The organism is Longimicrobium sp., assembly GCA_036389135.1.
Taxonomy (GTDB): Bacteria; Gemmatimonadota; Gemmatimonadetes; order Longimicrobiales; family Longimicrobiaceae; genus Longimicrobium.
The window spans coordinates 16,652-38,035 of the sequence record DASVQP010000077.1; the positions used below are offsets into that span (position 1 = coordinate 16,652).

At 71.1% G+C, this 21,384-nt stretch carries 23 protein-coding genes; 14 read left to right on the forward strand and 9 right to left on the reverse strand.

Going from position 1 to position 21,384, the window contains the following annotated elements; all coding sequences use genetic code 11:
* Nucleotides 1-4 precede the first annotated feature (4 nt).
* From idi to VF584_18435, 3 genes are all read left to right on the forward strand, one after another.
* Nucleotides 5-571, forward strand: a complete 567-nt coding sequence (idi, locus tag VF584_18425) for an isopentenyl-diphosphate Delta-isomerase (protein ID HEX8212159.1) — start codon at nucleotides 5-7, stop codon at nucleotides 569-571.
* A 235-nt stretch (nucleotides 572-806) separates the two neighbouring features.
* A complete protein-coding gene (locus VF584_18430; protein ID HEX8212160.1) occupies nucleotides 807-1,592 on the forward strand; it encodes a M48 family metallopeptidase in 786 nt (261 codons plus the stop codon).
* Nucleotides 1,593-1,760: 168 nt separating this feature from the next.
* Nucleotides 1,761-3,053: an amidohydrolase family protein gene (locus tag VF584_18435; protein ID HEX8212161.1), complete on the forward strand. Its 1,293-nt coding sequence runs from the start codon at nucleotides 1,761-1,763 to the stop codon at nucleotides 3,051-3,053.
* A 112-nt stretch (nucleotides 3,054-3,165) separates the two neighbouring features.
* On the opposite strand, the gene VF584_18440 is transcribed toward VF584_18435, so the two are convergent.
* Nucleotides 3,166-3,756: a hypothetical protein gene (locus VF584_18440; GenBank protein ID HEX8212162.1), complete on the reverse strand. Its 591-nt coding sequence runs from the start codon at nucleotides 3,754-3,756 to the stop codon at nucleotides 3,166-3,168.
* Nucleotides 3,757-3,948: 192 nt separating this feature from the next.
* On the opposite strand from VF584_18440, the gene VF584_18445 reads away from it, so the two are divergent.
* The 6 genes from VF584_18445 (at nucleotide 3,949) to VF584_18470 (ending at nucleotide 8,639) form a co-directional block, all read left to right on the forward strand.
* Entirely contained in the window at nucleotides 3,949-4,698 is a 750-nt protein-coding gene (locus VF584_18445; protein ID HEX8212163.1) for a DUF72 domain-containing protein, read from the forward strand.
* A gap of 116 nt (nucleotides 4,699-4,814) precedes the next feature.
* Nucleotides 4,815-6,029: a DNA polymerase IV gene (locus tag VF584_18450; protein ID HEX8212164.1), complete on the forward strand. Its 1,215-nt coding sequence runs from the start codon at nucleotides 4,815-4,817 to the stop codon at nucleotides 6,027-6,029.
* Between the two features lie 183 nt (nucleotides 6,030-6,212).
* Entirely contained in the window at nucleotides 6,213-6,722 is a 510-nt protein-coding gene (locus VF584_18455) for a hypothetical protein (protein HEX8212165.1), read from the forward strand.
* Between the two features lie 176 nt (nucleotides 6,723-6,898).
* Nucleotides 6,899-7,825, forward strand: coding sequence for a prohibitin family protein (locus tag VF584_18460; protein ID HEX8212166.1), 927 nt, complete (start codon nucleotides 6,899-6,901; stop codon nucleotides 7,823-7,825).
* Nucleotides 7,826-8,020: 195 nt separating this feature from the next.
* On the forward strand, nucleotides 8,021-8,392 hold the full coding sequence (locus VF584_18465) for a hypothetical protein (GenBank protein ID HEX8212167.1): 372 nt from the start codon (nucleotides 8,021-8,023) through the stop codon (nucleotides 8,390-8,392).
* 43 nt (nucleotides 8,393-8,435) lie between these two features.
* Nucleotides 8,436-8,639: a hypothetical protein gene (locus VF584_18470; GenBank protein ID HEX8212168.1), complete on the forward strand. Its 204-nt coding sequence runs from the start codon at nucleotides 8,436-8,438 to the stop codon at nucleotides 8,637-8,639.
* 40 nt (nucleotides 8,640-8,679) lie between these two features.
* Here VF584_18470 and VF584_18475 read toward each other — a convergent pair whose 3' ends face one another.
* From VF584_18475 to VF584_18485, 3 genes are read right to left on the reverse strand one after another with little or no spacing between them, the layout of a single operon-like run.
* Complete coding sequence (locus VF584_18475; GenBank protein HEX8212169.1) at nucleotides 8,680-8,937, reverse strand: DUF5985 family protein; 258 nt, start codon at nucleotides 8,935-8,937, stop codon at nucleotides 8,680-8,682.
* Between the two features lie 34 nt (nucleotides 8,938-8,971).
* Complete coding sequence (locus VF584_18480; protein HEX8212170.1) at nucleotides 8,972-9,229, reverse strand: DUF5985 family protein; 258 nt, start codon at nucleotides 9,227-9,229, stop codon at nucleotides 8,972-8,974.
* Nucleotides 9,230-9,231: 2 nt separating this feature from the next.
* Nucleotides 9,232-9,618, reverse strand: a complete 387-nt coding sequence (locus VF584_18485) for a hypothetical protein (protein ID HEX8212171.1) — start codon at nucleotides 9,616-9,618, stop codon at nucleotides 9,232-9,234.
* A gap of 142 nt (nucleotides 9,619-9,760) precedes the next feature.
* Here VF584_18485 and VF584_18490 point away from each other — a divergent pair, with 142 nt between their 5' ends.
* Complete coding sequence (locus tag VF584_18490; GenBank protein HEX8212172.1) at nucleotides 9,761-10,213, forward strand: hypothetical protein; 453 nt, start codon at nucleotides 9,761-9,763, stop codon at nucleotides 10,211-10,213.
* Nucleotides 10,214-10,400: 187 nt separating this feature from the next.
* Here VF584_18490 and VF584_18495 read toward each other — a convergent pair whose 3' ends face one another.
* Together VF584_18495 and VF584_18500 are read right to left on the reverse strand one after the other, a co-directional pair.
* The gene (locus VF584_18495; protein HEX8212173.1) at nucleotides 10,401-10,976 is read right to left on the reverse strand and encodes a DUF4126 domain-containing protein; all 576 of its coding nucleotides are present in this window, start codon (nucleotides 10,974-10,976) and stop codon (nucleotides 10,401-10,403) included.
* 118 nt (nucleotides 10,977-11,094) lie between these two features.
* Nucleotides 11,095-13,989 carry an FAD-binding and (Fe-S)-binding domain-containing protein gene (locus tag VF584_18500; GenBank protein ID HEX8212174.1) on the reverse strand — a complete coding sequence of 965 codons (2,895 nt, stop codon included), beginning with the start codon at nucleotides 13,987-13,989 and terminating at the stop codon, nucleotides 11,095-11,097.
* A gap of 215 nt (nucleotides 13,990-14,204) precedes the next feature.
* Between VF584_18500 and VF584_18505 the strand changes: the two genes are divergently transcribed.
* Nucleotides 14,205-14,756: a hypothetical protein gene (locus VF584_18505; protein HEX8212175.1), complete on the forward strand. Its 552-nt coding sequence runs from the start codon at nucleotides 14,205-14,207 to the stop codon at nucleotides 14,754-14,756.
* Nucleotides 14,757-14,846: 90 nt separating this feature from the next.
* Here the strand turns inward: VF584_18505 and VF584_18510 are convergent, their stop codons facing one another.
* Nucleotides 14,847-15,287, reverse strand: coding sequence for a hypothetical protein (locus VF584_18510; GenBank protein ID HEX8212176.1), 441 nt, complete (start codon nucleotides 15,285-15,287; stop codon nucleotides 14,847-14,849).
* A 110-nt stretch (nucleotides 15,288-15,397) separates the two neighbouring features.
* Here VF584_18510 and gluQRS point away from each other — a divergent pair, with 110 nt between their 5' ends.
* The 3 genes from gluQRS (at nucleotide 15,398) to VF584_18525 (ending at nucleotide 18,352) form a co-directional block, all read left to right on the forward strand.
* Nucleotides 15,398-16,390, forward strand: coding sequence for a tRNA glutamyl-Q(34) synthetase GluQRS (gluQRS, locus tag VF584_18515; protein HEX8212177.1), 993 nt, complete (start codon nucleotides 15,398-15,400; stop codon nucleotides 16,388-16,390).
* Nucleotides 16,391-16,468: 78 nt separating this feature from the next.
* Nucleotides 16,469-16,855 (forward strand): hypothetical protein, encoded by a 387-nt coding sequence (locus tag VF584_18520; protein ID HEX8212178.1) that lies wholly within the window; start codon nucleotides 16,469-16,471, stop codon nucleotides 16,853-16,855.
* Between the two features lie 288 nt (nucleotides 16,856-17,143).
* Nucleotides 17,144-18,352, forward strand: a complete 1,209-nt coding sequence (locus tag VF584_18525) for a hypothetical protein (GenBank protein ID HEX8212179.1) — start codon at nucleotides 17,144-17,146, stop codon at nucleotides 18,350-18,352.
* Between the two features lie 293 nt (nucleotides 18,353-18,645).
* On the opposite strand, the gene VF584_18530 is transcribed toward VF584_18525, so the two are convergent.
* Both VF584_18530 and VF584_18535 read right to left on the reverse strand, forming a co-directional pair.
* A complete protein-coding gene (locus tag VF584_18530; GenBank protein HEX8212180.1) occupies nucleotides 18,646-20,679 on the reverse strand; it encodes a DUF4173 domain-containing protein in 2,034 nt (677 codons plus the stop codon).
* A gap of 7 nt (nucleotides 20,680-20,686) precedes the next feature.
* The gene (locus tag VF584_18535) at nucleotides 20,687-21,373 is read right to left on the reverse strand and encodes a di-trans,poly-cis-decaprenylcistransferase (protein HEX8212181.1); all 687 of its coding nucleotides are present in this window, start codon (nucleotides 21,371-21,373) and stop codon (nucleotides 20,687-20,689) included.
* Nucleotides 21,374-21,384 lie beyond the last annotated feature (11 nt).

Genomic DNA, 21,384 nt, shown 5'->3' on the forward strand with positions numbered 1-21,384 from the left:
CGGCATGAACCCGCCATTCCCCGAAGAGCGCGTCGTCCTGGTGGACGAGAGCGACGCCGAAGTCGGCACGCTGGAGAAGCAGCGCGCGCACGTGGAGGGGCGGCTGCATCGCGCGCTCTCCGTGTTCGTCTTCAACCGCGACGGCGACGTGCTGCTCCAGCGCCGCGCCTCCGCCAAGTACCACTCCGGCGGCCAGTGGACGAACACCTGCTGCAGCCATCCGCGCCCCGGCGAGCCCGTCGACGTCGCCGCGCGCCGCCGCCTGCGCGAGGAGATGGGTTTCGAGTGCGACCTCCACCCCGCCTTCGCCTTCACCTACCGCGCGGAGGTGGGCGGCGGCCTGGTGGAGCACGAGCTCGACCACGTCTTCGTGGGCCGCTGGGAGGGCGCCCCCGCCCCCGACCCGGCCGAGGTGGACGGCTGGCGCTGGGCCCCGCTCGACGACCTCGCCCGCGACGCCGAGGCCCATCCGGACGCCTACACACCTTGGATCCGCATGATCCTCGCCGACCCGCGCTGGCGCGACACGCTCCAGCGCGCGGCTGCCCCCCTGCCACGGCATCCGTGGTAGGGGCGCGATTCATCGCGCCCACCCTTGCCCCCGCCACAACCTCCGCGCCCCGCACCAATCCCGTAGGGGCAGACCTGCGTGTCTGCCCTCCCTCTGCCCCGCCTCGATCCAGGCCGCCGCATGACAATCCCGCCGCCATCCTCCACCGAAACGCACTGGGCCCGCGCATCGTAGGGCAACGTGCGCCGAGCTGGCCGAACGCGGTCCGCCGGTCTCCCGAACCGATACCCCCTCGATGCTCCCGCGCGTCTTCCTGCTCCTGATCGTCCTTTCCGTCATCGCGTGCGGCATCCGGCAGCTGTATCTCGCGCTGTGGAGCTTCCCCGCGCTTCGGCCGGACGAGATGGAGGGCGCCGAGCCCGCGCTCCCGCGCGACGACGAGGAGCTGGCAAGCGGCGCATTCCTGCATCGCATCCTGACCGAAGGGTTCTGCCACGAGCGCGAAGCGTGGGCGCTGGAGCAGGCGCGGAGCGTTGCGGACCGGCTGCAGCCAGACCGGCCGCCGGAGGCGCGATTGCACGTGGAAGTGCTCTGGACGGCGGAGGTCAACGCGTTCACGGCGCCGGGGCGGTGGGTGTACCTCTCGCGCCGGCTGATGGAGCGGTGCATGTACGAAGACGCCGTCGCGATGGTGGTCGCGCACGAGATCGCCCACCACGACCTGGGGCACCTGGACGGCGCCTCACCGCTGGTGTGGATGGCGCGGCAGCGCCTGCACGGCCCCGAACACGAGGCGAAGGCGGACGCGCACGGATTCAACCTGTGCCTGGCGGCCGGATACGATCCCTGGCGCGCCCTTCACCTCTTCGACGTGCTGGAGGCGCACGCACTCGACGTCGGCGCCCGATCCGCCGTATTCGGCCCTGAGAGCGCCATCGATGCCGCCCTCGCCGATGCCCCCGAGTGGAAGGTCGAGCTGCTCCGCTGGCTCCACGCCCGCCGCACCGGCTACCTCCCGCTGCGCGAGCGCAAGGCGGCGCTCGCCAACGCGTATCTGGCGGCCGCCGCGGAGTGCACGTGAAAAAAGCCTCACACGGAGGCCACAGAGGGAACTACAAGCCGCGGAGCACTTCTCTCCGTAGTTCTTTCCGTACCCTCTGTGGCTCTGTGTGAGGCCCTCTGTTTCGGTGCCCGGCCGCGCGTGGTAGCTTGGGGAAACGGACGAACAGCCACCCTGCGCAACCGCACCATGCGAACGCTCCTCACGCTTCTCCTTGCACTCTGCGCCCTCCCGCTCGCCGCGCAGACGCCCGCGCAGGCAGTACTGATCCGCCCCGCGCGGGTGTGGGACGGGGTGGCCGCCGCGCCGCACGAGGGATGGGTGGTGCTGGTGCGCGGCGCGCGCATCGAAGCCGCTGGACCTGCGTCCGCCGTGCGGGCGCCGGCCGATGCGCGGGTGGTGGATCTCCCCGGCGCCACGCTGATGCCGGGGATGATCGAGGGGCATTCGCACCTCCTCCTCCACCCGTACAACGAGACGTCGTGGGACGACCAGGTGCTGCGCGAGTCGCAAGCGCTGCGCGTCGCCCGCGCCACCGCGCACGCACGCGCCACGCTGATGGCGGGCTTCACCACCGTCCGCGACCTGGGGACGGAGGGCGCCGGCTGGGCGGACGTAGGGCTCCGCGACGCCATCGCGCAGGGGATCATCCCCGGGCCGCGGATGCAGGTGTCGACGCTCGCCATCGTCGCCAGCGGGAGCTACGGGCCCAAGGGCGCGAGCGAGGTGAGCTTCCCGCAGGGCGCTGAAGAGGCGGATGGCACCGACGCCCTCCTCCGCGCCGTGCGCGGGCAGATCGGGCGGGGCGCGGACTGGGTGAAGCTGTACGGCGACTACCGCTGGGGCCCGGACGAGCCCTCGCGCCCCACCTTCACCGAGGCCGAGATCCGCCTGGCCGTGGAGGCCGCGCGCGACGCGGGGCGCCCGGTGGCGGTGCACGCCTCCACGCCCGAGGGAATGCGCCGCGCCGCCGCCGCCGGCGCCGCGACCATCGAGCACGGCGACAACGGCACGGCCGAGGTCTTCCGGCTGATGAAGGCGCGCGGCACGGCGCTCTGCCCCACGCTGGCCGCGGGCGACGCCATCCTCCAGTACCGGGGGTGGCGCAAAGGGGTGGAGCCCGAGCCGGCGCGCATCCGTGAGAAGCGCGCCTCCTTTCGCGCGGCGCTGCAGTCCGGTGTCACCATCTGCATGGGCGGCGACGTGGGCGTCTACACGCACGGCGACAACGCGCGCGAGATGGAGCTGATGGTGGACTATGGGATGACGCCCGCGCAGGCGCTGATGGCCGCAACGTCGGTCAACGCACGGATCTTTGGCCTGGCGGATCAGCTCGGCACGGTGCGCCCCGGGCTCCTCGCCGATCTGGTGGCCGTCGATGGCGATCCCACGCGCGACATCCGTGCGACTCGCGCCGTGCGCTGGGTGATGAAGAACGGCGTCGTGTTCCGCGGGCCGGGTGCCGCAGCGGAGCGTCCGTAACCGCGTTTCACACAGAGACGCAGAGGGTACGGAAAGGGCACGGAGGGAGATACGAGAGGAGGCCGCACCCGCGGGGGTACGGCCTCCTTTCCTGCGTTCGGAAGCAGTCGGATCAGGGCGTACGGGTCCGCGTATCGTCCACCGGGCGGCCGCAGAAGCTGCCCTTGATGGTCGCGGTGCGCGTGGCCAGATCGAAGGTCGAGGTCAGGTCGATCACGCAGGTGCCGCTCCTCCCGTTGCTGCGGCTCCAGGCGAAGGCGCCCTTTTGCGTCTGGGTGCGCACGCCGGGGACGCCCTTGTTGAAGCTCTGGTTCACCGTCATCACCGTGTGGGGCTGTCCGGTGACGGTGACGGTCACGCCGTCGCGCTGCCGGAAGGCGCACGCGTTCTCCACCCGCTTCGCGTTAACGGCCAGCGTACCGGTCTGCGTGGCGCGGTCGATCGAGCGATCCACCGTGCCGGATACCGTCACGCTGCCGCCCGCGGGGCAGCCGTGCGTGCGCTCAAAGGTGCCCGCGCCCGCGTTCAGGTCGAAGCTGGCCGTGCCCGCCACGTCCGGCGACGCAAAGAGCCCATCGCCGAATTCCGTGAGCTGGGGCGCCTCGGCGGACGGGGACTCGTCGCGCGCGCCCGTCGTGCTTCGCTCGCATGCGGCGGTCGTCGCCAGCACCAGGAGCAGGGCGGCCATCTTTCGGTTGAGCACGGGGACCTCTGAAGAAGGGTTGAGCTGGATCGCACGTCCGCAACGGGCGGCACTACTCCTACAGCGGAGCTCCGGCCGGCGTTGGGCGCTCTCTCCTGCACGATACGCGATTACGGCGCGCAGCACAACGACGCCGACGAGCTAGAACCGACCCCCTTGCTGCGCCCGCCGGGCCGGACTCACTTTGGCGGGATGAATCCCGATCCCACATCCGCCCTGCCGCCCGCGTACGTCGGATGCGCGGGGTGGAGCCTGCCGCTCAAGGACCAGCCGCGCTTCCCGGCGGACGGCACGCACCTGCAGCGCTACGCGGGCGCCTTCCCGGCGGCGGAGATCAACTCCTCCTTCCATCGTCCGCACCGCCCGTCCACCTATGCGCGCTGGGCGGACGCCGTTCCGGAGGGATTCCGATTCTCCGTCAAGCTCCCGCGCGAGATCACGCACGCGGCCAAGCTAGTGGGAGCGGAAGTGGCGCTCGACCGCTTCCTGGGCGAGGCGTCGGGCCTCGGCGCGAAGCTGGGGTGCCTTCTCGTCCAGCTCCCGCCGAGCCTTGCCTTCGATGAAGACGTCGCGGGCGCATTCCTTCGCGCCCTGCGCGAGCGCCACGCCGGCCCGGTCGCCTGCGAGCCGCGCCACCCCACCTGGTTCGCCGCCCCCGCCGATGCGCTGCTGATCGACTCCCGAGTCGCCCGCGTCGCCGCCGACCCCGCGCGCGTCCCGGAAGCCGCCGAGCCGGGCGGCTGGCCCGAGCTGGTCTACTACCGCCTGCACGGCTCGCCCCGAATCTACTACTCCGACTATCCGCCATCCTACCTGGACACCCTCGCCGCATCACTGAAAAAAGCCACAGAACGGATTGCATCCACGTGGTGCATCTTCGACAACACCGCCTCCGGCGCCGCCACCTCCAACGCCCTCGACCTCCTCGAACGGCTGCGCTGAACCCCTCTCCCTTCCCCTTGCAGGTTCCCTCTGTGGCTCTGTGTGAGACGCGGTTCCTCACCCATCCGCCGCGTTCCGGTGTATGGAATCGCATCGATCACCCGCAACCGCACCCGATGTCCACCGAAGCGCGCCCCCGCCGCATCCTGCTGGCCGACTGCGACTCGTACTTCGTCCGCTGCGCGCAGCTGGCGGACCCCGAGGGCGCCGGGCGTGCCGAGCTGCTGATCGTGGGCGGCCGGCCGGATGGTCGCGGCGTGGTGACCTCTGCCAGCTACGCGGCGCGCAGGTACGGGGTGCACGCCGGGATGCCGATGGCGCGCGCCCTCCAGCTCTGCCCCCGCGCCACCCTCGCCCCCGTCCCCGGCGAGATGGTGAAGCGCAAGCACGTGGAGGTGCGCGCCGTCCTCGACGAGTTCTCGCCGCTGGTGGAGGCGGCGAGCGTCGACGAGTTCTACCTGGACCTCACCGGCACCGAGCTCCTCTACCACAACGAGCCGCTCGAGGAAACCGCGCGCCGCATCCAGGACGCGGTGCGCGAGCGGACGGAGATCGTGGTCTCCATCGGCGGCGCGACGTCGAAGATGCTGGCAAAGATGGCCGCCGGAGTGAACAAGCCCGCGGGGATCTTCGTGGTCCCGCCCGGCGGCGAGCAAGACTTCATGCTGCGCTGGGAGCTGGCCGACCTCCCGGGCGTGGGCCCCTCCTTCGCCGAAGCGCTCCGCCGCCGCGGCGTCACGACCGTGCACCAGGCGCTCCCGCTGGACCTTGCGACGCTGACCGCGTGGCTCGGCCCGGCGCGAGCGCGGTGGCTCCACACCGTCATCCGCGGCGAGGGAAGCTCCGAAGTCACGCCGCGCTCGCCGCAGAAGTCCGTCTCGCACGAGCGCACCTTTCCGCGCGACCTCACCGACGAGCGCGAGATCGAGACCCGCCTCCTGTACCTCGCCACGGAGACGGGCGCATCGCTGCGAAAGGAGGGGATGAAGGCGCGCACGGTGACGGTACGCCTGCGCTACGCCGACTTCACCGACCGCTCCGCGAGCCGCACGCTCCCCGAGCCGCTGGAGTCGGACCGCGCGATCTTCGCGGTCGCGCGCCAGCTCCTCCGCCAGCTTCGCGAGCAGCGCGGGGGCGGCATCCGACTGCTGGGCGTGGGCGTCTCCAAGCTCGGCGAGGACGCGGACGCCGAGCCGCTCCTCTTCGAAGCCCCCGGCGGCGTCGAGAGCGCCCGCGACCGCAAGCTCTCCGAAGTCACCGACCGCCTGCGCGCCCGCTTCGGCAAGGACGCGCTGATCCCAGGCCGCATCACGGAGCCACGGGAATCGTAAAAGCATCTCACACAGAGACACGGAGGCAAACGGAAAGAATGGAAGGAACTCCTCTCCTTTTTCTTGTTGTCTCCTCTGTGGCTCCGTGTGAAGCTGCGGTTCGCTGGAGACTGTCAGGATTCATGTCGCAGCGGCGTTTGTGGGAAAACAGCTCCAGCCACGGTACTCCTACCTGAAACACCCATGCTTTCTCGCGCCATCCCGATCATACTCGCGGCCGCGCTCCTCGCCTCGTGCGACGACCCCACTGGACCCCTTCCGCGTGAGGGCGCGCCGCGGGAATTCGAATACTCCGTCGGCGGCTTCGCGGTCGGCTCCGGCAGGGTGGAGCTGCACGGCGATACGGTGGTGCTGGTCCGAACTCCGTGGGACGCGCGCCCGGGAACCCGCCCCGACAGCATCCGTACCGTGCCGTCGGCGGAAGCGTGGCGCGCGTTCTGGAAGGCGGCCGCGGACGCAGGCGTGCGGCGCTGGCGCCCGCGCTACATGGCCGAGGGCATCGTGGACGGCGGAGGCTGGAGCCTGCGCATCGTGGCGCCGGGGGCAAAGATCGAGTCCAACGGGAGCAACGCGTACCCGGACCGGCACGGGCTGGAGCACGAGGGCGAAGCGCCGAACGAGTTCAGGGCATTAGAGGACGCGATCGAGGCTCTGGCCGGGGCGCCGCTGTACCCCGTTGCCGACACGCGGTAACCGGCTGAAATCCTTGCGTTCGAGGCCCTGGCGGCCACACACTCCCAACGTGCAGAGTGAAACCGGTCCCCGGGCGATTCGTATTCATCCCCGTGGCCCGGCTTCATGCCGAGGCCGCACGGGCGCCCCGCACGGGAGCGGCCCACCACCTGTAAGAACGCGGAGCTCCACACCGTATGCCTACCACGCAGATCCCCACCGGCCGCCCAGCGAGCCGCATCGGCCGCACCAACCCGTTCGGCGCGCTGCTGGGGAAGGCGCCGCTGCTGATCGGCGGCGTGCTCCTCCTGGCGGCGATCCCCACCACGGTCACGTACATCAACCCGGGGAACGTGGGGATCATCATCCACAAGCTGGGCGGCGGCGTCGATCCCAAGCCGCTGGGGCCGGGAATGCACTTCAGGAACCCGATCACCACCGGCGTCGAGGAGTACCCGGTCTTCATGCAGACGCTGGTGCTGACGGCGGGCACCGGCGACGGGTCGAAGCAGAACGACGAGATCAACGTCAACAGCGTCGAGGGGCAGCCGGTGTCGCTGGACGTATCGCTCTCCTTCGAGCTGGACCCCAGCAAGACGCCGTCGCTGTACTCCACCTTCCGCACGGACATCGAGTCCATCCAGCACGGCTACGTGAAGCAGGCCATCCGGCAGGCGCTTCAGGAGGTGGTGGGAAGCGAGGAGATCGCGGCAATCCTGGGCCCCAAGAAGGCCGAAACGGTGGCCAAGGCGCAGGCGCTGATCTCCAACCGGCTGGGGCAGTACGGCTTCATGGTGAAGCAGTTCACCATCAACGAGATCCGCGCGCCGGGCGCGGTGATGGAGGCCATCAACACCAAGAACGTGATGCAGCAGCAGGCGCTGACCGCGCAGAACGAGCTGCAAAAGAACACGTTCCAGGCGCAGGGCGACTCCATCAAGGCCGCCGGCCGCGCCATGGCGATCCTGGCCGAAGCGCGCGCGCAGGCCGAGGCCAACCGCCTCCTGAGCCAGAGCATCACCAACACGCTGGTGCAGTACGAGATGACCAAGCGCTGGGACGGCAAGATGCCGCAGGTCAGCGGCAACGCGGTCCCCATGATCCAGCTCCCCGCGCGACAGTAAGCGACCAGCCTCAACTGGAGGCACACGGAAAAACGGCGGGGGGCGCCCTGGAAGGAGCGCCCCCCGCTCTCGTCGTGCCTCCGCGCGAACGAGTTAAAGCCTGGGTATTGTAGGATTTAGCGGACCTTTCTACCTTCGATGCAGCGGGCACAAGACGTCCCGCGGGAACCCCCACCCGGAGGCGCGCGGTGCCCGATGAAGGACGTGTTCGCGTGGGTACCGCTGATTTGGACGAGCCGTATCTTCGTCCTGGTCTCCCTCTGGGGCGCCACACTGATCGTCACGCTGTACCTGGCCCGCTTCCTTCGCCCAAGCCATCTCAAGCGGCTCGTCACGGCGGACCTCCCCGTCTTCAGCAAGATCGGCGGCGAGGCGGAGGTCATGGGGCAGAAGCTTGCGCTCAACGCGGAGCTTGAAACGAGCCGGGAGGCCAAGCTTGGCAATACCGAAGCGCAGCTGCAAGAACTCCGCAGCGTGGTCAGGAAGCTTGAAGCACGGCTCGGCCTCGACCCACAACCGAACACGGAAGCCGGAGGCGAACATGGCAGAGGAACCGACGCGCAATAGCGTGCAGGAGACGTCGCGGGAGATCCGGGCACGAGAAGCGGTGATGGAAGTTCTCGACGCGGAGAACAAGCGGATTGATGCCCGGATCGAGGAGCTCTGGCGAAAGCGGCGCGCCCTCGACGCGATAAACCCGATCGGGGGCTTCACCGAAGAGCGATGGCGGGAGATCGACGCGGAGAGAGAGGCGCTGCGCCGCAGAATCGAGGCGGCTCGCCAGCTGTCCGACAACGAAGCGGCCTCCGCGTGATGGCGGAGGCCGTTCGGTCGCGCCGAGACGCACGCGTCGCCTAAGCGTTCTTCCGGTTCTTGTCCACGATCGCCGCGAGGATCAGGACGAAGGCAAGGAGGCGCAGCCCGTAGATGATGGTGTCGCTGCGGTCCTCGATTGGGATGAGCGCCAGCGCGATCCGCTGCCCAGCCAGGATGGTGAAGGCGACGGCGAACGCCAGGAAGAGCCGGTCGCCCGTCTCTCGGCGGAAGCGGAGGAAGAAGAGGGCCGCCACCAGGTAGCCGGCGACCAGCGCCCCCGAGATCAGCTGGACCACGGGCACCCCCTCCGGACGCCGAAGCGCGCCGCGATCATCGGGTGTCCCACACGAAGCCGTACAGGAGGAGGGCGATCCCGGCCAGCGCGGGGAGGGTGCGCCAGACCGAGAGATCCATCTCCGGCACAACGCGCATGTCGATGACCAGCAGGATGTTGTTCAGCGCCAGCCCCGCGAAGCAGAGCCCGCTCCACAGGAGGAGGCGAAAGCGGCTCCGCGCGTACCCCCGCAGGAGGAGGAAGGCGCAGGCGGTGCTCGTGAGCGCGCAGAGCACGTAGACCAGGGTTGCCACGGTCAGTCCCTCCTCATCCGGAAAGCGTCGGCGAAGCTGCGGACCGGGTCCGAAGGGCGGGCGAAGACGAGCTGGATCACCGCCACCCGCGACTGTCGGTAGGCAGCCGACAGCGCCGCCACCTGCCGCTCCAGCTCGGGGGTGGCGGGGGCGAATCGGTACGTGGGGTTCGCCGCCCTGTCGGACGCGGCGAGCCCCTGCCGAACCAGCCCCTCGAGCGACGCGATGGCGGCGGCGGGGACGGTGAAGACCTGCCGGCTCACCTCGTCCGCCGTCCACCCGCGCTCGGGCGAGCCGGCGAGCAGCAGGAGGATCTCCAGCATCTCGGCCGTTGGGATGCGGTCGGCGATCAGCCGCCGCGCCTCGTCGGAGATATGGCTTTCGGCCACCCGCCCTCCCGGTGAGCTTCCGTCACTCCGCTTTCGCCGCAGTTGACGCAGGGCGGCACGCGGACGCCGAAGGTGGCACCTCCACGCAAGCCCGTCAAGCACGGGGCGCACCTGTTACACAAGTACCTTCCGCCGCCGTCGGTTGCGCTACATATTCCGCGTGGGGATCGTTCGGGCCAGCCAAACAGACGGGGCGATGGCGTACCGCGAGTTCACCGACGACGGCGGCATCTCCTGGCGTGCCTGGGACACCTACCCCGGCTCCGCCGCAAACGTGCGCCCAGGGTTCGAAGGCGGGTGGCTGGGCTTCGAGTGCGAGGCGGAGCGCCGGCGCCTGGCCCCCGTGCCCGCCGGCTGGGAAGAGGCGAGCGACGACGACCTGAGGGCGATGCTCGCCCGCGCGCAGCCCAACCGCCCCGCCCGCGCCACCCCCGCCGACGACGCACCCGAGGCCGCCGTCCCGGCCCCAGCCGCCCTTGCCGACGCCGCCCGCGAGCCGCCGCCCCCGGCCGAGGACGGAGTGAGCCGCTCGCGCGCGGTTCTGGAGCGCGTCCGCAGCGTGCTCAGCGCCGTAGACCGAACGCTGCGCCGCTGAGGTGCCCCCGGCCCCCTCCCCCGCCTGCGGTGGTGCAGGGCGGGTGAGGGGGAGAAATCCGCCCCCACCGCGGCGTTCGCGGCGGGGGCGGATCTCGTCATAGCGGTATCTCCACCCTGTCACACCCTTTGGTAGGGGCGCGATTCATCGCCCCCGTGCCCGCCCCCGCAGGCGGACGAGTGAGCTCTCAGGGTACAGCCGCCGCGCGCCTGCGCCGGGCCATCTTGCGCGCGTACGACACGAGCTTCCACAGCAACGCGACCGCCAGGAGCAGCGCCAGGATCGGCGCGATCAGGCCGAGGATGATGAGCACCACGGCGGCCACGTCTTCGATGATGCTGATCAGCGGGTTCGCGAGGCCGCCCGTGAATGCGGTGCTCCCCACGCGCGCGGAAGCCTTGGCGGTGTGCACCCCCAGCGCCAGCGGCGCCCCCGCGATGATCGCCAGCGCCACCGAGTGCTCTGGCGCGAGCTGGTGCACGAACGGAATCGCGGCCAGCACGGCCAGCCCCGGCTTGGTAAAGGTCTGCACCGTATCCAGGAGGTGGTCCAGGACCGGGATCTTGTCCCCGAGCACCTCCAGCACCGTCGCTACGCCGAAGATGATGATCGTCGTCGTCGACGCCATCCACGCGAGCGACGGCGGCACCTCCAGGCTCAGCATGCGAATCGCCACGCTGGCCCCGAACACCGGCAGAAACGCGCGCAGCCCCGCGCAAGCCGCCAGCACCAGCCCGAACGCCGCCGCGGATGCAGCTTCCATGTGCATACCTCCTTTGAGTGCGTTGGTGCGTTGGTGCGTTAGTGCGCTACCCTGAGCGAATCGTGATCCAATCGAGACCGCTTCAGCGGTCTTCCCGTGGTTCCAGCCGGGGGATTCATCATCGCCCGCCCCCGGTTCCCGCGCCCTCCGCCATCGCCAACAGCTCCGCCGTGTGCAGCGTGGGGCGCCCGTCGCAGAAGTCGGCGATCTGGTGGCGGCAGCTGAAGCCGGGGGCCACCACCAGGTCGTCGGCCTCCGCCGCGCGGACGGCGGGGAAGAGGACGCGCTCGCCGCACGCCTTCGACACCTCGTAGTGCCCCCTCTCGTAGCCGAACGACCCCGCCATCCCGCAGCACCCCGAATCGAGCACCGAGAACTCCAGCCCCTCCACCCGCCCCAGCACCTCGTTCGTCGGCCCCATCCCCACGATCGCCTTCTGGTGGCAGTGGCCGTGGACGACGGCGCGCCGCTCCAGCCGCCCCGGCCGCCAGTCAGGGAGGGCGGCGAGGAACTCTTCCAGCATGACGGACGCGCTCGCCAGCGCTTTCGCGCGCGGATCGCGGACCAAGTCGGGGAGCTCGTCGCGCAGGGTGAGGATGCAGCTCGGCTCCACCCCCACGACCATCGCCCCCGCCTCCACCTCTGGAAGGAGCGTCTCCAGCAGCTCCGTCTGCAGGGCGCGGCCGTGGTCGAGGAGGCCGTTGGAGATGGCGGCGCGGCCGCAGCAGACGGACTTCCTCGGCAGCTTCACTTCGAAGCCCGCGCGCTCCAGCACGGTTGCGGTGGCGTGCAGAGGGCCGGGCTGGAAGAAGTTGTGAAAGGTGTCGTCCAGCAGGATCACCGTGGGGCGCCCCGCGGACGGCTTCGGCCGCCACGCGCGGCGGAACGGCTCGCGGGCCAGCGGCGGAAGCTCGCGGCGCGGGTCCATGCGCCCGATCCCCTTGATGGCGCCGCCCATCAGCCGGCTTCCCAGGTTGGCGAGGCCAGGCGCCAGGCTGCCCGCGCGCGCGAAGTCGCGGATGCGGCCGAAGAAGAGCGCGTCCCGCGGCGTACCCGTCTCGCGGTAGTGCTGGGCAAGGTACTCCACCTTGTAGCGCGCCATGTCCACGCCGACGGGGCACTCCGTCTTGCACGCCTTGCACCCCAGGCAGAGGTCGAGCGCCTCCATCACCGCCTCGCTCTTCATCCCCGGCAGGTTGCCGCGCATCGCCTCGCGCAGGGCGTTGGCGCGTCCGCGGGTGGCGTGCTGCTCCTCCAGCGTCACCATGTGCGAGGGGCACATCGTCCCCGTGTCCAGCTTGCGGCAGACGCCCATCCCGTTGCACTTCTCCACCGCCACGTCCCACCCGCCGTCGGCCGAGTAGTCGAACCAGGTTTCGGGTGCGCCGGCGTGGGCCACGGCGTCGAAGCGCAGGTTCTCGGACATGCGCTGGTAGGGCGGCACGATCTTGCCGCCGGGGTTCATCCGCCCCTCGGGATCGAAGACGCGCTTGACCTCCTGGTGCAGGCGGATGATCTCCGGCCCGAACATCAGCGGGAGGAACTCGCTGCGCGACAGCCCGTCGCCGTGCTCGCCGGAGAGGGAGCCGCCGAACTCCACCACCAGCTCGGCGATGTCGTGCGCGATCCCCTGCATCCGCTGGACGTCCTCGCCGCGCTTCAGGTCCAGGTCCACGCGGATGTGCAGGCATCCCTGCCCCGCGTGCCCGAAGTACCCCGTGGTGGTGCCGTGGCGGTTGACGATCTCTTCGAAGCGGCGCGTGTAGTCGCCCAGCCGCTCGGGGGGCACGCCGGTGTCCTCGACAAACTCCTGCGGCTTGATGTTCTTGTTGGGCGTCGTGAGGTAGAGAAGCCCCGTCGCGGCCTGCCTCAACGCCCACGCCGCCAGCTGCTCGCGCGCGGTGAGGTACGCGTTGGCCTGGGGCGCGCCGGGAAGCGTCTTCGCCCGCGCCGCGAAGTCGTGCGCCAGCCCGGCGACCTCCTCGGGCGAGTCGCCGCTGAACTCGCAGAAGAGGACGCCCAGCGCGTCCGGCGCAGCCATGGCGGCGGTGTCGCGGAACTCGATCAGCGAGCGAGCGCCCTGCAGCACCCGGCTGTCCACGATCTCCAGCGCCGAAAGCCCGCGCTCCAGCAGGATGGCGGGGACGGCGTCCATCGAGGTGAAGCGCTCGCGGAAGGAGAGCAGCACGAGCGACCGCGCGGGCGGCACGGGAACCAGCCCCAACTCGGCCTCCACCACCGTGGCAAGCGTCCCCTCGGAGCCGACGATGAGCTGCGCGAGGTTGAGGGTGTCGCCCTCCAGCATCGCGTCGAAGTTGTAGCCCGAGACGCGGCGCGGGATCTTTGGATAGCGGGCGAGGATGCGCTCGCGCTCCGGCTCCAGGATGCCGAGGACGGAGCGGGCGATCTCCCCCTCCAGCCCGGGCATCTGCGCAACCTCCTCGCGCGCGACGGAGCCGAAGTGGGCGCAGCGGCCGTCGGCGGTGATGCACTCCAGCGAGTGCACGTGGTCGCCCGTCTTGCCGTAGACCAGCGAGCGAGCGCCGCACGAGTTGTTGCCGATCATCCCGCCCAGCGCGCACTGGCGGATGGTGGCCGGATCGGGCCCGAAGTGGAGCCCGTACGGCGCCGCGGCGCGGTTGAGCCGGTCCAGCCGCAGCCCCGGCTCCACGCGTGCCCGCCTGCGATCCGGGTCGATCTCGATCACCCGGTTCATGTACTTGCTGAAGTCCATCACCAGCGCCGTGCCCACAGTCTGCCCCGCGAGCGCCGTACCCCCGCCGCGCGGCAGGATGGCGACCCCGGCCTCGGTCGCCAGCTTCACCGTCGCTTCCACGTCCGCCGCTTCCCTGGGCACCACCACGCCCACGGGGAGGAGTTGGTAGAGCGACGCATCGGTGCTGTACAGGAGGCGCGACTTGGCGTCGAAGCGCACCTCGCCGCGCACCTTTTCCTTGAGCGCGCGCTCGAGCTTCGCCGCGCGCGGATCGTTCTGGACGACGGGGAGGGGCAAGGGGATCCGGGAAAAGAAGTGCTAAGTGCTAAGTGCTAAGTCCTGAACGGCGGTCCCGTGGCACTTAGGACTTAGCACTTAGGACTACCTGCCCTGAAACATACGCGGCACGATTCCCCCGGCAACTCGCCCCCGTGGAACCCCCACCGGAAGGGGTGTACCAGAGGTCCGTGGCGCGAGGGCGTGCGCCCGTGCTCGCAACAGGATTTTCGCCCATGCACGTTTATCTTCGAGACGAACCCGTCGAGCTCGAGCTCCGCGAAGTGGATCACGAGGGGCTCCTGCCGGAAGAGGCCGAGCTGATCCCCGTGGCGTTCTACGCGGACGGCAACGACCGCCCGTCGTTCCGCGCGCTCCTGCCGCCGGAGACGCTGGCGATCCTGGAGGAAGCGCTGCAGACCCCCGTGCAGCTCGGCCTCCTCGCCGAGGAGCCGGAGGAGGCCACCGCCGAGATCCACGCCATGGTCGGCCTCTCCATCCCCGTCGACCAGCTCCCGGAGGGGATCTCCGCTGACGGCGAGGAGGAAGAGCAGGAGCTGGAGCCGTGGCAGACCGCGCCCGCCGCCGACGCCTGGCGCGGCGAGGGGGCCGGGCCGGAAGAGGGCCCGCGCACCGTGATGCTGGCATTCGCCCCCCTGGTTCGCCTCACCCGCCGCTTCCCCGACGACTTTGGCGAGGAGCTGGCCGACCTACTGGAGAGCGCCCTTTCCGGCGCCACCAAGCCGTCGCTCGAGGCGCGCGTGGACCGGATGCTGGGCGGGCCCTGAAACGGCGGGTCTCACGCAGAGACGCAGAAGGAGGCGCGGAGAGATTCTCCGCGCCTCCTCTTCATTGTCCGCCGTCCGATGATCGAGCCGTCAGCGCTCGACGGTGAAGGGAGGCGTGAAGATCTCGCCGCCGTCGCCGCTCCGCATCCGCTCGACCCTGGTGACCATCCGGTACTCGCCGGGCTGCCATTCCGAGGTGATCGGCTCCTTCAGCACCGTCTCCGCGCCGGGAGCGAGGATGCGGAGCTCCATCGTGCAGAGGCGCAGGGATGAGATACGCGCCCACGACGCGCCCGTCCTCAGCTCGCGCGAGGAGTGGCAGAGGTTGTAGCCGAGCGACTGGCTGGTGCCGTTGCGCAGCACGATGGTGGCGGTGTCGCCCCGGCGGTAGGCGGGGCGCTCGGCCGCGAAGGTGATCCCTTCCGCATCGCGGAGCTCGGCCGCGGGCCCACCCGCCGCGGAACCGGTAGGGGACTCAGAACATCCCAGCGCGAGCAGGGCGGCGAGCGGCAGCAGGACAAGGGTGCGCATGTCGGTCTCCGTCTGGTTCGAGGTTTCGTGGTGCCCAAAGAACGAGCGGGGCGCCGGGGGTGTGACACACGCCCGGTGCGCGCATCCGCGGACCGCCTTATTCTCCCCGGATGACGGAATCGCACCCATACCGCGGCCGCTTTGCGCCGAGCCCCACGGGCGCGCTGCACATAGGCAACGCGCGCACGGCGCTGCTGGCGTGGCTGCACGCGCGGGCGGCGGGCGGCAGCTTCGTGATGCGGGTGGAGGACCTGGACTTCGGACGCGTGCGGCCGGGGATCATGGAGGCGCAGCTCGACGAGCTCCGCTGGCTGGGGCTGGACTGGGACGAGGGCCCGGACGCCGGCGGTCCGCACGCGCCGTACGTGCAGTCCGAGCGGGTCGCGCTCTACGAGGACGCACTGCGCCGCCTGGCCCGCGACGGCCACCTCTTCGCCTGCGGCTGCTCCCGGCGCGACATCGCGGCCGCCGCCAGCGCACCGCACGCCGGCGAGGAGGGCCCCCGATACTCCGGGATGTGCCGCCACCAACCCGTCCCCGCCGACGCCGTGAGCCTCACGCGCTGGGCGGTCTCCGAGCGCGCCCTCCGCTTCCGCGTGGACGATGCCGAAGAGGAGGTGTGCTTCGACGATGGCGTGCAGGGCCGCGCCTGCTTCCGCCCCGCCGCGGACACGGGCGACTTCGTGGTGCGGCGCAAGGACGGCGTGGCCGCATACCAGCTCGCGGTGGTGGTGGACGACGCCACGATGGGGATCACCGACGTGGTGCGCGGCGGCGACCTGCTGGGCTCCACCGCGCGCCAGATCCTTCTCTTCCGCGCGCTCGGCCTGCCCGCGCCGCGCTACGCCCACGTCCCGCTGATGCTGGGCGCGGACGGCGAGCGCCTCGCCAAGCGCCACGGCGCCGTCTCGCTGGCCGAGCTGCGCGGCGAAGGGGTCGCGCCGGAAAAGGTGGTGGGGTGGCTCGCCTCCACCTGTGGCCTCGCGGACCCCGGCGAGCACCTCCATCCCGCCGAGCTCGTCCCCCGCTTCCACACGGCGCGCATCCCCGCCGCGCCCACGGTGGTGACGGGCGCCTCGCTGGCGGCGCTGCGAACGCCTTGACATCGCGCCGACTCCGCGTACCTTCGATTCCTTTCACGCCACAAGCACCGTCCCCCGCAGTCACCCCACCGAGCGACCATGCCCACGCAGAGCCCTCCCACCTCACGAGTTCGCTTCATCGAGCACCGCGGCGCCCGCATCCTGCTGATCGACTTTTCCGGCCTTCAGAAGACGGAAGAGATTCTGCGCGAGGTGGAGGTCGCGCGCGAGGTGGTCGCCGGCCAGCGCCCGGCGTCGCTACGCACGCTGACGCACGTCAGGGGCGCGCGCTACACCCCGCCGGTGATGGAGGCGCTCAAGCAGCTAACCGTGCACAACAAGCCGTACGTCACCGCCGCCGCGGTGGTGGGGATGGAGGGGCTGCACCGGGTGCTCTTTCGCGCGGTCGTCCTCTTCAGCCGCCGCAACATCGAGGCGTTCGACACGCTGGAGGAGGCGCGCGACTGGCTGGCATCGCAGCCCTGAAGCCCCGCCCTTCGTGCGCGAAGTGCGAAAAGATTGCCGGTTCCACGCCCGCGACGCACCCCTCCCCCTCCCCCGCGCCACCCGCCCGCGCGCACCCAATCTCCTGCGCCCCAATCACTTAACCCTCGCGGAACGGAGCGCTATTCCGCATCCGCTGGGGAACGCTTATCTTCGCCCTACCGCCGAGACAATCCCGCCGCCGTACGCATCACCTGACGCGAGCCCCCGCTACGGCTCGCAACGGCCCGGCCTCCGCACATCCGCCAGACCTTCCAGGAGATCCATCCGATGAAGCGCTTCGCGCTCACGCTCGCAGCAGGGCTGCTCGCGCTACCGGCCGTCGCCGGGGCACAGACGCGCCCGGTGTACTCGCCCGAGCCGCACCCGCAGCAGCTTCCGCACTCCCGCTGGGCCATCACGCCGTACATCGGCGCGCGGGTGCCGTACAACACCGGCACCTTTTACGTGACGGGCGCCAACGGGGCGGACCTGCAGGTGGAGGAGGAGCGCGAGGGCGCCCCGGCGGTGGGGCTGAACGCGGACTTCTTCTTCCGCCGCGTGCTCGGCTTCACGGCCGGGGTGGCGTTCAGCGCCGCCCCGCAGGACATCTTCACGTACGGCACCGCGGGCGACACGATCGTCGACCGGTTCATCACCGACGCGCCCGCCATGTGGTTCGCCAAGGCGGGAATCACGGCGCGCCTCCCGGACCCTAGCCCGGACGACCGCCGCTTTCACCCCTCCGCGTTCGTGACGGTGGCGCCCGCGATCGTCTTCATGGGCGAACATGCTGGGCAGGAGTCGACGCGGCACTTCGCGCTGAACCTGGGGGCGGACGCCACCGCGCGCATCGGCCGCAGCGGCTTCGCCTTCCAGATCGGGCTGGAGGACTACATCACCTTCTGGGATACGGAGCGCTTCCTGGAGCGCGACGCGGCGCGCTTCGGCAGCGAGCCGCGCTTCGAGGGCGAGCCGGTGCTGATCGACTACAACTACAGCACGGCCAACATCCTGATGGCGCGCTTCGGCATCTCGTACCGCCCCGCGCCGCGCGGCATGGCGCCGATGGCGACCTACACGCCCCCGCCGGCCCCGGTGGCGCCCGCGCCGGCTCCAGTCGCCCTCCGCTACTGCATCGTGCGCGACGGCCGGCTCGCCGAAGTGGACGCCGTGTACGACCACGAGCGCGCCGACACCCTGGTCGACGGCCGCCCGCTCGCCATGGCGTACCCAGCGGACGCGCTTCCCTACGCGGCGGGGACGCAGTGGTACATCAACCACGAGCCGCTCATGATGCACAACCGGCGGTTCACGAAGTACGGGCTCCCGCGCAGGCTGTCCGCGCGCGAGCTTCAGCCGGCGGGGGAGTTCCGCGGCATCCCCGTCTTCGCGGAGGCGGGGGTGAGGAGCCCGGACGTGTTCTACGTCCCGGTGCGCCCCGGCTGCGAGTTCCAGCCGTACCAGAACTCGGACGTGACGGGGGCGGTGCGGGGGTAGGGCTCGCGGGGCACCCTCCCCCCGGCCCCCTCCCCCGCCTGCGGGGGCGCAGGGCGGGCGAGGGGGAGAATTCACGCCCCCTCCGCAACCATCGCGGCGGGGGCGTGTTTTTATTCTGCCCGGACACCCGTTTCGTAGGGGCGGCCCCGTGTGGCCGCCCGTGCCCCGCTCCGCACCGTCGCCCGCCTGCCTCGCCCCACACCCTCCGCACCGATCCGGTAGGGGCAGACCTGCGTGTCTGCCCACCCTCGCCCCGTCTCGCCCCGCGCTACGCACGTCGTGCGGCAGGCCGCTCAGAACGACAGACGGGGGTGCTGTCCCCTGTTCCCCGCGCCCGCCGGCATCCCCGCGCACGCCGCGCGCAGCCCCTTCACCTGTGCGCGGACCGCGGCGCGCGCACGGCCGCGCGCGAGGCTCCACGACCGCCAGTCGGCCTCCGTCCCGGGCCCCCAGCGGCGCAGGATGCGTGTGGCGGCGGCGCAGCGCTCGATGGGTGTGGCGCGCGGAAGGGCGGCGAGGAGGCCCGGGACGGCGTCGGCGCTGAGGCCGGCGGCGTAGCGGGCGTCGAAGGGGCGCTCGGCGGCGACGCGGGCGGCGTTGGTGTGCACGATGCGCGCATCCGGGTTGAAGGCGTGCAGGATCACCAGCGCCTCGCCCGCCATCAACAGCGCGCCAAAGGTGAAGCGCTCGCGCCGCCCGCGCAGCACCGTCGCGCCGAACCAGGCGAACACCGCCGCCAGCCAGAGCATGAACGCCGTCGTGTACAGCCGCAACTCGGTGAGGCCGAACGCAGCCTGGTAGAGCCGCATGCGGTGCATCGCCGAAGCCATGATCACGAAGAGCAGCGCCACCTGCACCCCCGCCATCCACCGGAAGACCCGCTCGTGCCGCGGCTCGCTGCGGCGCATGGCGGCGTGCAGCCCCAGCAGCAGCGGAAGCACCAGCCCGGCCACCGTCACCAGCTCAAAGAAACCGCGCCGCGCGTACTGCGCATGTGATACCTCCGCCGAGGGCGACGAGCCGAAGAGGTACGGAAGCTGGACGGCGACGAAGGAGAGGAAGAGCGCGTTCAGCAGCCCCAGCACCGTCGCCACCTCCACCACCCCCAGGAATGGCCCGGGCACCTTGACCTCCTCCGACTCCGCACGCTCGTCGCCCAGTGACAGGGTGCGCAGCACGCCCGCCGACACCCAGGTGATGGCGCAGCCGAGGAAGAGGTGCGACACCAGCACGGCGCCATCGAGCCGGAAGACGCGGTTCATCATCCCCTCGAACGCCGCGTCGGCGGCGACGAGGAGGGCGGCGAATATGCCCAGCAGCGGCAGCGCGATGGCCAGCCCGCGCAGCAGCGGGAGGAGGAAAACGGCGCCGCGCCCGCGCGCCACCTCGCTCCAGCGCACGTCCTCGAACGCGAGCACGAACAGCCCCGCGACCGTCTCCAGCGTGCTGCGCGCAAAGCCGGCGGCGTACGCGACGACGCCGCCGGTGCGGAGCCGCGCGCCGCGTGCGCGGTGCATCGCCAGCGCCAGCACCAGGCAGAGCGCGGCGATGTCGAACCCCTTCAGGGTCGGCGAGTCGCGCCACGCCACGAGGACGGCGATCACCAGCGCCATCGGCACCCACGCCCGCCCCGCGGCGCCAAAGCCGGCCCAGCGGCGCAGCCCCACCGCGGCGGCGACCAGCCCCAGCGTCCAGAGCGTCAGGTTGATCCCCCAAGGCGTCGCGCGGAGGAGTGCGTCGCCCAGCGCGCCCATCGCCACGGCGCCGCCCAGCACCCCCAGCGCGTTGCGGGTGTTGGGGCTCAGCGGCGCGGGCGCCTCCTGAACGCGGATGACGGGCTCGTCCAGCGTCTCGTGCATGCTCATCGTGCTGCGATCCTTTCCGCCCGGTGTCCCGGCGCGGCGTGCGGATGGAAGATGGATTCGGTAGCATCGTCCGACACCGGCGCCGCGAGGCGGGTGCAGCGGCGGAATCGGGAGCCCGGCGAGCCGCCAGAACTGCGCGGCGTGAGCGAAAGAGAGCGCCACCACCGTGATCAGCCGGAGGGGGTCCGGTCGCCCGCTGGCGGCGGGCACGAGCGTGAGCGCCGTGTAGATCGCTGCCACGGCGGAGCTAGGCAGGAGGAGCACCACGCCGACCAGGCGCGCGCTCCATCCCCGGCGCTCGAGGCTGAGCGAAGCCGCGAGCCCCAGGTGAAGGAAGCCGATCAGCAGCACGGCAATCGGCATGTCCTCGACCCGGAAGTGCGAGGCCCAGCTCACCACGCTCGCGGCGATCAGCGCCATCCGCCCGTGGCGGAAGTCGTTCGCCGACCACGAGAAGCGCATCGCCGCCTCACCCCGCCGCGGCGGCCGGCACGCGGCCGAAGCGGCGCTCGCGGCGGTGGAACTCGGCGACGGCCTCGCCCAGCGCGCCGGCGTCGAAGTCGGGCCACATGCGTGGCGTGAAGTACAACTCCGCGTAAGCGCACTCCCACAGCAGGAAGTCACTCAGCCGCTGCTCGCCGCCCGTGCGTACGAGGAGGTCCACGTCGGGCGCGGGGGATTCGCCGCCCAGGGCATGGGCGAAGTCGTCGCGCGTGGCATCCGGGGCCAGGCGCGCGGCGGCTGCGAGAAGGGCATCGCGCGAGGAGTAGTCGAGCGCGATGCGCAGGTGCATCCGCGTCCCGTCCGCCGTCGCTGCCTCGGCGCCATCGATGGCGCGGCGCAGCGCCTCGGGGAGCCGGTCGCGACGGCCGATGATGCTCATGCGGATGTCGTTCTCCACGCACCGCTGCGTCTCCGCCGCCAGGTACGAGCGAAAGAGCCGCATCAGCCCGCTCACCTCTCGCGAGGGGCGCCCCCAATTGTCGGACGAGAAGGCGTACAACGTCAGCATCCCCACCCCCAGGTCGGGCGCCACCTCCACGATGCGCCGCACCACCCGCGCGCCCTCGGTGTGCCCCGCCACCCGCGGCAGCCCGCGCGCGTTGGCCCACCGCCCGTTGCCGTCCATGATCACCCCCACGTGGATCCCCCTCATCCTCCCCTCCT

Excerpts from the sequence above, each read along its gene's own strand:
- idi (HEX8212159.1), top strand. The coding sequence starts at position 5 with ATGAACCCGCCATTCCCCGAAGAGCGCGTCGTCCTGGTGGACGAGAGC.
- VF584_18430 (HEX8212160.1), top strand. The coding sequence starts at position 807 with ATGCTCCCGCGCGTCTTCCTGCTCCTGATCGTCCTTTCCGTCATCGCG.
- VF584_18435 (HEX8212161.1), top strand. The coding sequence starts at position 1,761 with ATGCGAACGCTCCTCACGCTTCTCCTTGCACTCTGCGCCCTCCCGCTC.
- VF584_18445 (HEX8212163.1), top strand. The coding sequence starts at position 3,949 with ATGAATCCCGATCCCACATCCGCCCTGCCGCCCGCGTACGTCGGATGC.
- VF584_18450 (HEX8212164.1), top strand. The coding sequence starts at position 4,815 with ATGTCCACCGAAGCGCGCCCCCGCCGCATCCTGCTGGCCGACTGCGAC.
- VF584_18455 (HEX8212165.1), top strand. The coding sequence starts at position 6,213 with ATGCTTTCTCGCGCCATCCCGATCATACTCGCGGCCGCGCTCCTCGCC.
- VF584_18460 (HEX8212166.1), top strand. The coding sequence starts at position 6,899 with ATGCCTACCACGCAGATCCCCACCGGCCGCCCAGCGAGCCGCATCGGC.
- VF584_18465 (HEX8212167.1), top strand. The coding sequence starts at position 8,021 with ATGAAGGACGTGTTCGCGTGGGTACCGCTGATTTGGACGAGCCGTATC.
- VF584_18470 (HEX8212168.1), top strand. The coding sequence starts at position 8,436 with ATGGAAGTTCTCGACGCGGAGAACAAGCGGATTGATGCCCGGATCGAG.
- VF584_18495 (HEX8212173.1), bottom strand. The coding sequence starts at position 10,976 with ATGGAAGCTGCATCCGCGGCGGCGTTCGGGCTGGTGCTGGCGGCTTGC.
- VF584_18505 (HEX8212175.1), top strand. The coding sequence starts at position 14,205 with ATGCACGTTTATCTTCGAGACGAACCCGTCGAGCTCGAGCTCCGCGAA.
- VF584_18510 (HEX8212176.1), bottom strand. The coding sequence starts at position 15,287 with ATGCGCACCCTTGTCCTGCTGCCGCTCGCCGCCCTGCTCGCGCTGGGA.
- gluQRS (HEX8212177.1), top strand. The coding sequence starts at position 15,398 with ATGACGGAATCGCACCCATACCGCGGCCGCTTTGCGCCGAGCCCCACG.
- VF584_18520 (HEX8212178.1), top strand. The coding sequence starts at position 16,469 with ATGCCCACGCAGAGCCCTCCCACCTCACGAGTTCGCTTCATCGAGCAC.
- VF584_18525 (HEX8212179.1), top strand. The coding sequence starts at position 17,144 with ATGAAGCGCTTCGCGCTCACGCTCGCAGCAGGGCTGCTCGCGCTACCG.
- VF584_18530 (HEX8212180.1), bottom strand. The coding sequence starts at position 20,679 with ATGCGCTTCTCGTGGTCGGCGAACGACTTCCGCCACGGGCGGATGGCG.
- VF584_18535 (HEX8212181.1), bottom strand. The coding sequence starts at position 21,373 with ATGAGGGGGATCCACGTGGGGGTGATCATGGACGGCAACGGGCGGTGG.